The sequence below is a fragment of the Sivoneniella epilithica UHCC 1019 genome (assembly GCF_040830845.1).
Taxonomy (GTDB): Bacteria; Cyanobacteriota; Cyanobacteriia; order Leptolyngbyales; family Leptolyngbyaceae; genus ULC077BIN1.
On record NZ_JBFPDP010000016.1, the window covers coordinates 63,566 to 75,843 of the forward strand.

Annotated in this window: 10 protein-coding genes; 5 read left to right on the forward strand and 5 right to left on the reverse strand. The window is 46.3% G+C overall.

Annotated features, from left to right (window positions below):
• The first annotated feature begins 146 nt into the window (after positions 1–146).
• The 5 genes from AB3R30_RS12040 to AB3R30_RS12060 all read left to right on the forward strand — a co-directional run bounded on the left by AB3R30_RS12040 (position 147) and on the right by AB3R30_RS12060 (position 5,597).
• On the forward strand, positions 147–725 hold the full coding sequence (locus AB3R30_RS12040; protein WP_458649429.1) for a PAP/fibrillin family protein: 579 nt from the start codon (positions 147–149) through the stop codon (positions 723–725).
• Positions 722–1,558 (forward strand): PD-(D/E)XK nuclease family protein, encoded by an 837-nt coding sequence (locus tag AB3R30_RS12045; RefSeq protein ID WP_458649430.1) that lies wholly within the window; start codon positions 722–724, stop codon positions 1,556–1,558. The genes AB3R30_RS12040 and AB3R30_RS12045 overlap by 4 nt, the downstream gene beginning before the upstream one ends.
• 29 nt (positions 1,559–1,587) lie before the next feature.
• Positions 1,588–2,178 carry a GNAT family N-acetyltransferase gene (locus tag AB3R30_RS12050; RefSeq protein WP_458649431.1) on the forward strand — a complete coding sequence of 197 codons (591 nt, stop codon included), beginning with the start codon at positions 1,588–1,590 and terminating at the stop codon, positions 2,176–2,178.
• 409 nt (positions 2,179–2,587) lie between these two features.
• Complete coding sequence (locus AB3R30_RS12055) at positions 2,588–3,913, forward strand: DNA cytosine methyltransferase (protein ID WP_458649432.1); 1,326 nt, start codon at positions 2,588–2,590, stop codon at positions 3,911–3,913.
• Positions 3,914–4,016: 103 nt separating this feature from the next.
• Positions 4,017–5,597 carry a hypothetical protein gene (locus tag AB3R30_RS12060; RefSeq protein ID WP_458649433.1) on the forward strand — a complete coding sequence of 527 codons (1,581 nt, stop codon included), beginning with the start codon at positions 4,017–4,019 and terminating at the stop codon, positions 5,595–5,597.
• A 50-nt stretch (positions 5,598–5,647) separates the two neighbouring features.
• On the opposite strand, the gene dnaN is transcribed toward AB3R30_RS12060, so the two are convergent.
• The 5 genes from dnaN to AB3R30_RS12085 form a co-directional block, all read right to left on the reverse strand.
• A complete protein-coding gene (gene dnaN / locus AB3R30_RS12065; protein ID WP_458649434.1) occupies positions 5,648–6,814 on the reverse strand; it encodes a DNA polymerase III subunit beta in 1,167 nt (388 codons plus the stop codon).
• 580 nt (positions 6,815–7,394) lie between these two features.
• Positions 7,395–8,816 carry a chromosomal replication initiator protein DnaA gene (gene dnaA / locus AB3R30_RS12070; RefSeq protein WP_458649435.1) on the reverse strand — a complete coding sequence of 474 codons (1,422 nt, stop codon included), beginning with the start codon at positions 8,814–8,816 and terminating at the stop codon, positions 7,395–7,397.
• A 418-nt stretch (positions 8,817–9,234) separates the two neighbouring features.
• Positions 9,235–9,711 carry an ATP-binding protein gene (locus tag AB3R30_RS12075; RefSeq protein WP_458649436.1) on the reverse strand — a complete coding sequence of 159 codons (477 nt, stop codon included), beginning with the start codon at positions 9,709–9,711 and terminating at the stop codon, positions 9,235–9,237.
• A 3-nt stretch (positions 9,712–9,714) separates the two neighbouring features.
• Positions 9,715–11,397: a SpoIIE family protein phosphatase gene (locus AB3R30_RS12080; protein ID WP_458649437.1), complete on the reverse strand. Its 1,683-nt coding sequence runs from the start codon at positions 11,395–11,397 to the stop codon at positions 9,715–9,717.
• 184 nt (positions 11,398–11,581) lie between these two features.
• Positions 11,582–12,262, reverse strand: a complete 681-nt coding sequence (locus AB3R30_RS12085) for a chromophore lyase CpcT/CpeT (RefSeq protein WP_458649438.1) — start codon at positions 12,260–12,262, stop codon at positions 11,582–11,584.
• Positions 12,263–12,278 lie beyond the last annotated feature (16 nt).

The window sequence follows — 12,278 nt, forward strand, 5'->3', positions numbered from 1 at the left end:
GCCAATTGACCCGATTTCGCTTGAGACTGATGTTTAATGCGAAAAAGACACAAAGAGTTTATCACTCTTCGATGAAATTGCAAGATTTTGTCCTATCCATACAGTATTCCACAAGGTTATTGTTCTCATTACGGGAATTCTACAAGATGCTTGGTAAATCTGAACTTTTAAACACGATCGCGGGCACTAATCGCGGTTTATTGGCAACTGAAGCTCAAAAACAAGAGATTCTGGCAACTATTGCCCAATTGGAAGACCGCAACCCAACGCTTCGTCCTGTGGAAGCTGCCGACCTGTTAGATGGGGATTGGCGGTTACTATACACCACTAGTCGCGGTATTTTAGGCATTGATCAATTTCCGTTGATTAAGCTAGGTCAGGTTTATCAATGCATTCGGGTCAAAGACGCAAAGCTGTATAACATTGCGGAAGTTGCGGGAGTGCCTTGGGCGGAGGGCATTGTTAGCGTGGCAGCCCGATTTGAACCCGTGTCTGAGCGCCGGGTAAATGTGAATTTTGAGCGATCGGTGCTGGGGTTGCAGCGACTCATCGGCTATCAGTCGCCCAGCGCATTTATTCAACAGATGGAGTCGGGTCAAAAGTTTGCCGCGATCGATTTCACGATTAATCGCGACCAAAGCGGCTGGCTAGATATCACCTATTTAGATGAGAATTTGCGCGTTGGACGGGGCAATGAAGGCAGTGTATTTGTGCTGACAAAATGATTTCCGCGACCTTCCCGCAACCTCTATCTGCTGCCATTCGGCTATCTCAGGGACATTTGAACCTGTTGACTGTCTGTCCGCGCAAATTCCAGTATACTTTTCTCGACCAACTGAGTTCTCCTAACTCAATCGAGCAACAAGAACGCCAAACCCAAGGCGCACAGTTTCATTTGTTATTGCAGCAATGGCAGCTTGGCTTACCGATCGCCCCCCTGACCCAAGCCGATCCGCAGCTTAATCAATGGTTTACTGCTTTTGAAGCCGCCTCGCCTGAAATTTTAACGCTTCCGGGTAACGATTCCGACCCAATTCAGCAAGCAGAACACGAGCGCACCTTAGAACTTCAGGGATATCTGCTAACAATGCGCTATGACTTGCTGTTATCGGGCGATCGCCATGCCAAAATTTTGGACTGGAAGACCTATCCCCGTCCTCAAAACGCCCATTATCTAGCAGACAATTGGCAAACCCGACTCTATCTCTACGGTTTGGTAGAAACCAGCCCCTATGAACCAGAACAAGTCTCGATGGCGTACTGGTTTTTTCAAGCAGATCAAGAGTCTTCTACCCCCCAAAGCCTCAGTTTTTCCTACGATCGCACCCAGCACGATCGCACTCACCAAGACTTAACGCAGCTTTTACAGCAGTTGACCGAGTGGCTGAATCACTATGCTGCTGGAGAAAGTCTGCCTCCCAACCGAGAATGCGATCGCTGTCACTTTTTTCCACACTGTTTCAGCAGCGATTTCGACCAGCCCGACCAATCCCGCGCTGAGCCATCTAACCCACTGACACTCCCTGAAATTTTGGAGATTCAAGAAGTTCCTCTTTAAAAGTATGAAACTCTTAGATATAAATCTCCATGAGTAATAACATTCCCAATTTCATGACCGATAAACTGAAAGACTATGAGCCGCTACCAGGCATGGTGCGAGATATGGATATTGATGATATTGCCTCGGTCTATCACCTAGGCGACACTCTGTTTACCAGCGACCTCTATCCTTATATCTACCGCACTTGGGATCAATGGGAAGTGATTGGGTTATACAATACTGACCCAGAATATTGTCTCGTTGCCGAAATTGAAGACCAACTTGCAGGATTCATTCTTGGCACCATTATTACCAAAGCCTCTTTAGCCTATGGTTATATCCTTTGGCTGGGTGTGAATCCTACCTTTCAGCGGCGCGGGATTGCTGACACCTTGGTGGATAGGCTCGTTGAACGAATGATTGATGATGGTGCCCGGTTCATGATGATGGACACTGACCCAGAAAATATTCCAGCCGTCAACTTTTTTACCCGTAAAGGCTTTGGCAATATTCGCAAACATGTCTTCCTATCGATGGATTTGAGTGAGCATGACTATTACGGCAAGCTGATTGCCTACGAACGCGAAAAAGCCGAACGTAAAGTTTGGAAACGCCCCCGCCGCCCTGCAAAATCCTAGCTATTGCGGCTCAAGTATCTGTGGACGTGAGTAGGAATTTGGAGGAGGGCGATCGCCCCTTTGTCTTGCCTCAATTCTGCTGGATACAGAAAACGCTGCTCAAACGAGCTTAGTTCAAGGGGCAGGCGGGTATTTGCTACTGTGTCCGTCTCACTGCGATCCAGTTTAATCGCAGCAGTTAAAAAGTTCAGGAAAGACGACCACTTTACAGGCTAACCTTTCATATTCTGAAAAAGAACAGATGCACTGTAGTATGAAACTATTACGATAGTCGATAGATATTCTATAGTCGATAGATATTCTAAAGAAGTCTATTCTTATCATGAGTCTTTAGAACTATCAGTAGGTTTATAATTCTCTTTCTAAAGCTTCCTCCTCTAGCGGTAGTGTGTGAATTCATTTAACTCCAATGGTCAAACTTTATTGTGAACAGATTGAAACAGAGTTTTTACATGAATCGAAGGAAAACTTTATTAGGCTAGACACAAGTACAAACGGAAACTGTAGAACTGACAGCAAACCTTCAGGCAAACAACCTGCTCAGCTACGCACTCATCGTGATTGTAGAAGCGATCGCGCTGTTTATTTACCTGATCTTATCAACCTAATGGGTCAAGGTAAGCCGCTGCCTACATCACCCTTTGAACCTATCCCTACTATTAGCCTTTTCACAGGCGCCGGAGGCATCGATCTGGGATTTGAAGTCGCAGGATTTTCGACTCAATGCTGTGTTGAGATCGATGAGTATTCTTGTTTGACCTTAGACCTCAACAAAAGTTTTGGGTTGAGGACAGGACTTCACTCCTTTTTAAGAGAAGCCTTCATCATTTGTGATGACATTAGAAAAGTTACCCCAGCCAGGATATTAAACCTAGCGAACGTTAAGAAGGGTAAGTTGGGCTTACTGCATGGAGGTCCTCCCTGCCAAGCTTACTCAGTTTTCGGCAAGCGAAAGGGACTCGAAGATGAGCGCGGAACTCTTCTTTGGGATTTTGTGCAAACTGTGAACGACTTAGAACCTGAATGCTTTGTTTTGGAAAACGTTGAAGGATTAAAGTCTTACAATCAATCGTCAGTGCTAAATGAATTGTGTGAAAGACTAAGCTTTGGGGGACGGTACACTATCTCATTGCATACATACGAACTAGCAGACTTTGGAGTTCCTCAATTTAGAAAACGCATCTTCATCATTGGAAGTTTATCGGGTAAAAGCGTCCCTCCGATGCAGACCACTCATGGATTACCTGATTTAATCAATACTTTTCAGAAACCCTATCGAACCGTGGGCGAAGTGTTAGAAGGGCTTGGAGAACCCGGTGAGACGATTCTCCCTAATCATGTAGGACGAGTACATGGTCTAGACATTCAAAATCGTTACAATTCCTTGGCTTTCGGTGAGCGTGATCCTAAAACACGGATTAATAGGCTTGCCCCTAATCGCCCCAGCTACACCATTATTGTCGGGTCAAATAAAGGCGGCGGAAAAGGTCATGTCCATCCTTCACAGCCGCGTGAAGTCACACCAAGAGAATCTGCAAGAATGCAAACATTCCCTGACTTTTGGGGATTTAGCGGCACCAGTAGACACCCAATTCGCCAAGTGGGTAATGCAGTGCCTCCTTTATTTGCTGCTCTAATCGCTGCCCATATCCGAAAATACATATTTGATGACCCAATTTCTTTAACCTATGAGGATGCGACTCATTATTTGGGATTAGACTACCTTTCCAGATAGACCTAACCTTGCAAGGCTCGCAATTGATACTCAAGAATCTATGTAGGGAGAACTAGGAAAGCTCACGCTCTCAAGTTTCTGACCGTAGGGTTCTAACGCACAAATGCTAAATGATTTATTCAGCCATAAGATTCACGCATCCGATTTAGAGAATTGGAAGAGAAAATTAGTCAAACTTGCACAGGTTTTTGAAACTTTTGATGGTCAACCTTTTAATCGCCAGCAGTTTGATACAGCCTTAAAATTTCTTTCTCCAACGACTGCTCGATCGCCTTTTCGGGACATTTATTCGATATACATGTCAATTCTAGGAGTCGGGCATATCGTTCGAGAGCAAGATTTATGGATATGTCGTCTTACCGAAACAGCGAGACATTATTTAACCGGAGCAGAACCTAATGTAGAAGCGTTCTGCCGTTTACAACTTGCTCTCTATCAACGTCCGGATGGAAGAGGGCAGCAGTACAAACAAGCAGGAGCCTTTCTCGAACATCAAAGTCAAGCAAAAACACTTGCTATAATTCATCAAAATTATAAAATTTGTCCACTCCGTCTGATTCTAAAAATATTTGAAGCTAAGGCTAAACACTTGAATGAATTGCAAGATTCCATTCGAGTTACGCCAGAAGAAGTTTATACCTTAGCAAATGCTCCGTCTCTCAAAAGCAATCCATCTCCATCAATACGCGATATTAGAGAAGCTTTAAATGATTTTTACAACGGTGCGTTACCCATAATTCAGGGTGAAAGAAGGTTCCCTTTTTTAGAGGCAACCGGGCTTTTGATAGTAGACCATAACAACAACCTCAGCTTATATCCCTATAGAAATCCTGAACTGAATGCTCAAAGAAATAGGCAAATAGAAGCCATCAAATCACTGGAATATTTCTTTGAGGGCTTTAATCACTGTATTGACATTGAAGAAGTATACGAGGTTTTAGAAGAGGGAAAATGGTCAGAGTATTTTGATGCTTGTAAAACACTGACATCAATTGAGGTTCAAGCAATAGCAGGAGAAGTTTTGATTGCAGTCACAACAGAACCGTTAACGAGAACATTCCAATCGCAACCACAGCCGATCTCACGACTGGCAAAACGGAATCCCTCCAATAAGCCATCTTCAAAGACATTTTTACAAAGGCAACCTCAACGAGCAAATCCTGAAAACACTAAAGTTCTGATGGAACGGCGTAATGCATGGCATGAACTTTTAGTAGAAAAAATGCGAACTCGAATCGAGGCATCAGGTTTTACCTCATGGGAAACGGAACTCATTGATTTAGGAGTAGATATTGATAATACGGCTCAGCTTTATCCGAATGGAATACCAAATCGAGGAACTTATTTGGAGGATGCTAATTTAGCCTATTTCAATCCACAAAATTCTCATCAATTAACCTTCATTTTTGAGATGAAAAGTAGTGACGATTCAATTCTAGGAGAGCAGGTTAGAAAGGCAGTAAGCCAGCTTTATGAATACCGTTACTTACATCGCAAGAATGAGCAAATCCATGAAGATTGTATTCTTGCCATTGTGCTGCAAAGTCCACCCACTAGCATTCCCTGGCTAAAGGAATATTTACTAAATGACCGTTATATTTCAGTCTGTTGGTTTCAAGGCAATGACTCTTTCGACTGCTTTGATGAATGTCGTCCAATCCTTGATCCACTGATAGCAAGTTAAAGCACCCTTCATTTACACTACTCATTTACGTTTAGTTACTCTAATTTGATTCAACTACGAACCTGGACAGGCATGACGAGGTAGGTCATCTTCAAGCCGCCGAGGGGAGTCAGGATGGCGGGGCTGGTGGGCGTGTTGAACTGAAGCTGGATGTCAGTCGTGTTAAGGGCTTTTAAGCCATCGAGCAGGTATTTGACGTTGAAGGCGATCGCCATATCTTCCCCAGTGATTTGAGCCGGGATAGTTTCTTCACCGCTGCCCACATCCGGCGCATCCACCGACAGCGACATTGCCTGATTAGCCGTATCCACATTCAGCTTAACGATGTTGTTTTTCTGGTCTGCTAAGACTGCAATTCGCTCCAAAGAACTGAGGAATAGGCGGCGATCGACAGTAACTTGGTGGGTAAACTGACGGGGAATCAGTTGGCGATAGTTGGGATATTGTCCTTCCAGTAATCGGCTGGTGAGGCGCTGATCCACCCATTCAAAAATTACTTGATTACGATCGAGCTTCACCGCCACCGAACTACCTGTTTGCCGCTCCAGCATCTTGGCAAGCTCTTGCAGTGCCTTTGCTGGAATCGTCACATCCAAGGCTTCGGCATCGTCAGACGTGCTATTTTTGGCTCGGTTGCCTTCATCATCCACATTCGTCGTTTGCACGACCGATAAGCGATGTCCGTCGGTAGCGGCAAACTCCAGTTCTTCCGCCGCCAACGTCAGGTGAACCCCGGTGAGAACCTGCTTCGTTTCATCGGCGCTAGCCGCAAACAGTGCGCCTCTCAAGCCGTCTAGCATTGCTTCGGAAGGGAGGTGCAAGCTTTCGCCATCGGTGACGGTGGGCAGTTCCGGAAATTCTTCGGCACTCATGCCCCGCACCTGATAGCGACCAGAAGAACAGGTCAGCGTGGTGAGAAAACTAGCGTCGTCATCCGAGCCGCTTTCCAGGGTGATATCTCCTTCGGGCAAGCGAGACACAATGTCGGTAAGCAGTTTGGCAGGCAGGGTTAATTTTCCTTCGGCTTCAACAGTAGCGGCAAAAGTGGTTTGAATGCCGAGGCTTAGATCAAAAGCACTGAGGCTAACTTGCTGGGTTTCTGCGTTGGCAACAAGCAGCACGTTGGCTAAAACTGGATGCGTGGGGCGGGTGGAAACAGCGCGGCTAACGAGAGAAAGGCTTGTGCTAAGGCTGTTTTGGGTGCAGACCAGTTTCATTTGAGGACGCTCTGAAGTCGTTGTCTGGAGATCCTACCACTGTTGCTCGAAACGATCCACCTGAGCCTGTTTTGAGATATTTTGGCGTTGCTAAGATCAATCCGGACTTAAGAAAAACTTATTTAAACAGTAGTAGTAGGGGCTGTGGAAACTGTGGAAAAGATCGTCAGATCAACGTGTGTTAGGGATCACCCCCGTTTTCGCCTGTGGATAACTTGTGGAAAAAAATGGGGTATTTCCACAGAGTATTTATACTTAGTGAGTCTTTCCACGATCGCTAGATCGTTATAAACCGATTTTCCCCAGAGTTATCCACAGAAAATAGGGGGTTTTTCCACAGGCGATCGCCCACTTTACAGATGTTTACATTCTTTAAACGTAAAAATTTACTGAGCTAATTCGATTTGATTTGGAGAACCTCAATTATTTAAACACATAAGTTTGATTTTCTGGGGAAAACTCCAAATCTTTGCTGATAAGTCAACCTGATCAATCAGCAGAATAATCCACAGCACAAAATAGTCTGAATCAGGACGATTGCAGACTATTGGATTAGGCAGATTATTTGAGCAGAAATATTTTAGGGTTTGTTGCGGGATTGACTTGCTTGGTTAATGCGATCGCTCAACTGACGCAGGGTTTGTGCCACTGAAGTATCAGCTTCCTTGAGTTGGGCAATCTTATCGCAGCTATACATGACGGTTGTGTGGTCTTTGCCGCCAAACACTTCCCCAATTTTAGGCAGACTAAGCCCCGTGTGGTGGCGCATCAGATACATACCAATCTGTCGCGCTGTACTCACCTCCCGTCGGCGAGAATGACCTTTCAACTCCTCGATGGGCACATTGAAGTTCTCGGCAATGATGGTCAGCACTTCTGAAGGAGATGCTTCCACTTGCTCCACGGGTGGATTCAGCACGGGCGAAATATTGGCGACGGTCATGGGCAGACCGGAGATCGAAATGTAGGCAACTGCCCGAATGAGTGCGCCTTCTAGCTCTCGAATGTTGGAGGTGTAGCTGGAGGCGATATATTCAATCACATCGCGCGGCAGCCGCATATTTTCATACTCGGCTTTTTTTTGCAGAATCGCCATGCGGGTTTCCAAGTCGGGCGATTGAATGTCGGCAATCAAGCCCATGGAAAACCGGGAGCAAAGCCGCTCTTGTAGCCGAGGAATCTGATTGGGGGGGCGATCGGATGCCAACACAACCTGTTTCCCTGCCTCATGCAAGGTGTTAAAGGTATGAAAAAACTCTTCTTGGGTATATTCCTTTCCTTCAATGAATTGGATGTCATCCACGAGCAGCACGTCTGCCGCTCGATAGTGTTCCCGGAAGCTTTGCATACTGTCGCGTCGAATGGCAGTGATCAGGTCGTTTGTAAATTGCTCGGTGGAGACATAGAACACCCGTGAGTTGCGGCAAATTTCTAGACGACAATGCCCGATCGCCTGCATCAAATGGGTTTTACCCAATCCAACGCCACCACACAAAAACAAAGGGTTAAACTCTCGACCGGGCGATTCTGCCACTGCCAGCGATGCCGCATGAGCCATCCGGTTATTCGACCCAACGACCAACCGAGAAAAAACATATTTTGAATTTAGGTCGCTAGATCGAGGGCGATCGGTTGGCTCAGGTGAAACGGTCACAGTTGGAACCTCCAGCGGGCTAGTCAGATCGGCAAGATTAGGTTCCATCGGCAGCGCCCAAAAAAAATCAGAATCTACTGGATTGCCCTCATCATCACAGGCAACCGTCATTTGAATTTCGATCGGTCGCTCCAAAATTTCCTGAACGACTTCTGTCAACGTTTTAATGTAATACTTTTGCAACCACTTCCGGGCAAAGGGATTGGGCGTTCGCAGAATGAGGCGCTCCTCTGTCAACTCTTCTACGATCGCCGTTTTAATCCATGCCTCAAACGTAGGGCGACTCAGCAAAAGCTGAAGGCGGTCTAGGGCTTCTGTCCAAAAATTTTCAATTGTCGTTGCTTCCACAACTGACCTCATGTTTTCGCGGACGGCAGAGAGAATTAGCAAACTCTATTAAAGAAAACCTGTCAAATAGTTCCTCAAATCATTTTTGCTGGCTTGTAGTCTGGAGAGCGAGTAGCTTGGAGAGTTATGGTTTGATAGACAGTCACTTTAACATAAGGTAAAACTCTAGCAGTAGCGTTTAAATATCTTGATTACTCCACTAATAGAGTAGCAAGCATAAAGCTATAACAAAGTGGAGGCAGATACTAAACGCCCCTAAAACTCTTTTAACTAGATAACAGCTACCGCAGTTTACAGCACTCACCTCTTTAAAGGGAGGTTAACACTGGAGATATTTAAAGATGATGGGAAGGGAGTTTTAAGTTTTGAGTTGTTTATATTCGTCTTCCCCTCTCGCCCCTCGTCCCTCGCCTTTCATCTATCCTTCTTTGCCTGTAAAAGTCGGTGCGGCTTCAACCTTTTCCACGATCGCGGGATTTGCTTCGGGAATGCTTGCTTCTAACTTCAAACAGTTCTTGCCATTCACCTGCAACCGATATTCCACCCGATCCATCAGTCGATTTAAAATCAGCCAACCATAACCGCTTTCCTGTTTCGCTTCTGGAGTGGGTGGCAGATAAGTAGACAGGTCAAACCCTTGTCCGTGATCCCAAATTTCTAGGGCGATATCGCGATCCTGTAGCTCCAAACGAATTAAAACAGGTAGATTGGGCTGATCTTTGTGAGCATGGCGCACCACATTAGAATAGGCTTCTACCAACACTAAGCGGAGCCGATTGGATTGTCGGGGCCAATCTACATGGTCGCCTAGCTCAACCTCTAAACTGCCCAACAGCCAGTTTTCGACGATGCTCAAAAACTGTAGGTCGCTGGGGATGTGAAGTTCAGTTCTCATTCGCTACAGAACCTCCAAAGAGAGAATAGTTTGGTCGTCTTCTTGTATATCATTGTGCGATCGAATCTGGGCAAGCAAGTCATTCAAATCCAAGGATAATGGCTCTTGAATCAATAATTGCCATAGCCCAGTTTGTTGCAGCATAGCATTGGCTTGATTACTGCCATTCGCAGGTTCTGCATTGTGGATCGTTGCTTCAGTAATCCCATCGCTGGTCAGCAATAGAACCTCACCTGCATTGAGCGCCGTGCTGCCAGATGCAGCCTTCCAATGGGGCAAGATGCCAAGGGGCACCCCCCGCACTTTTAGATAATTCGGTTCAATCGTCAAGGGTTGTCCTTGGGCGAGATGGGCTGAAACTGTTTCCCTAGACCAAACCATGGGGTAAATGTGCCCTGCATTGGCATAAATTAGCGTGTGAGTAGACGGGGTGTAGCAGGCTAGAACCATAGTGATAAAACAGTTGGTGCTGACTAAATCTTCAGACAGGCTGCGATTTAAGTTTTGCATGACGATATGAGGCTCTGGCGGCATTTCTTGCGAAAGTTCTCGGCGCAAGACGGAAATTGCACTAGCCATAAATAGGGCAGCCGGAACGCCTTTTCCAGACACATCTCCCACAGCTAGCCACACGTTGCCTTGAGGATGAGCATAGACTTCAAAAAAGTCTCCGCCCACTTCTCGCGCTGGATAGCAACACGCTTGAACTTTCATGCCCTTCAATTCTGGCAACGTTTGTCGTAATAAATTGCCCTGAATTTGACGGGCAACTTCCAACTCTGCGCGCATTTGCTCGGCTTGCGTTTGAGTTTGCAGGTAAAGCTTTGCTTGAGAAATGGCGAGAGCAGCCTGTTCTGCAACTTCTTGAATGAGAGCAATGTCTTCGCTAGACCAGGGCGCGGCATCTCCTGTCCGATATATGGCAAAAACAGCGAGAAAATCTTGCTGATAGGTGATGGGAACAATTAATCGATGCGGGTTAGGGGTGTGATCGGTTTGAATTTGGCGAGTACTTAGGACATTTTGAATTTGGGGATCATCGACAGATAGGGAGTGTGGGACGGGGCTACTATGTTCGATCTCGATCGCGGAGTGATAAAAAACCTCAGTCGTCAGGCGATCGCCCTCGACAGGTTGCAGAATACATTCACTGGCATTAAAGGTTTGCCCTAAAGTCGCGGCGATCGTTTGCAGCATACTGTCATAATCGAGCGATTCTCGAATGGCAGTGGTGACAGCGTTGAATAACGACTCTCGCCGCAGGGCGCGCCTCAGTTCATTGGTGCGCTGTTTGACAATGCGATAGGTTTCGCCTGCTTGCTGAATCACGACCTTAAGTTGATCGGGAACCCATGGCTTGGTGATGTACTTAAACACCTTGCCTGCATTAATCGCTTCCACCAAATCTTCCACATCGGTGTAGCCGGTTAGCACAATCCGAATCGTATCGGGATAGCGATCGACGGTTTTACTCAGAAACTCAGTTCCCAGCATTTCCGGCATTCGTTGGTCGGAGATGATGATTGCCATCTCGCCCTGCTCATCTAAAATTTTCAGCGCCGCGATCGCGCTTTCTGCCTTAACAACTTCAAAATCTCGCCGAAAAGTCCGGTATAGCAGCGCCAAGTTATCTGGTTCGTCATCAACGACCATCAATTTCAGCTTGCGATCGATTTCCTCAGCCATGCGATACCCCAACCTTGTACATCATGGCAAATTGCAGTTTTATCGCCATTATGCCCTGTGCCCGTCTAATTCAAAATACCCTAGATACTACGCAAGCTAACAGGCAAAGCGAATTACGAATTACGAATTACGAGTTATGAGTGGTAAGGGGCGAGGGGCGAATTCAAAACTCAAAACTCAAAACTCAAAACTTATCTCTCACCTCTTTTCGACGAAATTGGTAGGATTCAGTTTTCGCTCCCCAGACTTGTTTGCCTTGGGCATCGAAGCCGCGATCCCAGGTGTTCATGCCAGCAAGAGAAAGCTCAATGTGATTGGTGATACGAATGGCTCCGCGAATGTTGGCGGGGCAGCCATCAGGGGGAGTGTTACCTAGGTAGCCAGTGCCAACCTGTTTTAGGAAGACGTTGCAAATAGGAGTGCCTAAATCGCTTAGGTTGACGGTTCGCTCTAGGCTGGGCGTGACATTGCAAAATCCCGACCAGCGCGTTGGATCGGTTGGCTTGAAGGATCGCGATCGCACGCTTTGGCTGAGTGGACTAGGCGAAATTTGCAAAAATCGCTGACGGTATGGTTTATCAAGAGACGTGGACATTGCCTGCTCTTGATATAAAAAAATAGACTGCGGTTCGGCGTTGGTAAACAATCCAATCCGGCAGGTGGTCATTTGTACGTTGGGCGCTTTGGAATTGGCGATCGCTTGGGCGGAGGTGTCCATTTTGCCTATTAGCAGCGTCGCAACTTCTTTTGCCTGTTGTGCCAAAGTGTTAGCAGGTTTGGTGGCTGGTTCTGCTTGGATAGATAATGGACTGAATAAAAAGCCGATCGCGATTGCCCAACTTACTTGAAGTGATAGCGTGTTCATAAAATCTTGACGCGAA

Excerpts from the sequence above, each read along its gene's own strand:
- AB3R30_RS12040 (WP_458649429.1), top strand. The coding sequence starts at position 147 with ATGCTTGGTAAATCTGAACTTTTAAACACGATCGCGGGCACTAATCGC.
- AB3R30_RS12045 (WP_458649430.1), top strand. The coding sequence starts at position 722 with ATGATTTCCGCGACCTTCCCGCAACCTCTATCTGCTGCCATTCGGCTA.
- AB3R30_RS12050 (WP_458649431.1), top strand. The coding sequence starts at position 1,588 with ATGAGTAATAACATTCCCAATTTCATGACCGATAAACTGAAAGACTAT.
- AB3R30_RS12055 (WP_458649432.1), top strand. The coding sequence starts at position 2,588 with ATGGTCAAACTTTATTGTGAACAGATTGAAACAGAGTTTTTACATGAA.
- AB3R30_RS12060 (WP_458649433.1), top strand. The coding sequence starts at position 4,017 with ATGCTAAATGATTTATTCAGCCATAAGATTCACGCATCCGATTTAGAG.
- dnaN (WP_458649434.1), bottom strand. The coding sequence starts at position 6,814 with ATGAAACTGGTCTGCACCCAAAACAGCCTTAGCACAAGCCTTTCTCTC.
- AB3R30_RS12075 (WP_458649436.1), bottom strand. The coding sequence starts at position 9,711 with ATGAGAACTGAACTTCACATCCCCAGCGACCTACAGTTTTTGAGCATC.
- AB3R30_RS12080 (WP_458649437.1), bottom strand. The coding sequence starts at position 11,397 with ATGGCTGAGGAAATCGATCGCAAGCTGAAATTGATGGTCGTTGATGAC.
- AB3R30_RS12085 (WP_458649438.1), bottom strand. The coding sequence starts at position 12,262 with ATGAACACGCTATCACTTCAAGTAAGTTGGGCAATCGCGATCGGCTTT.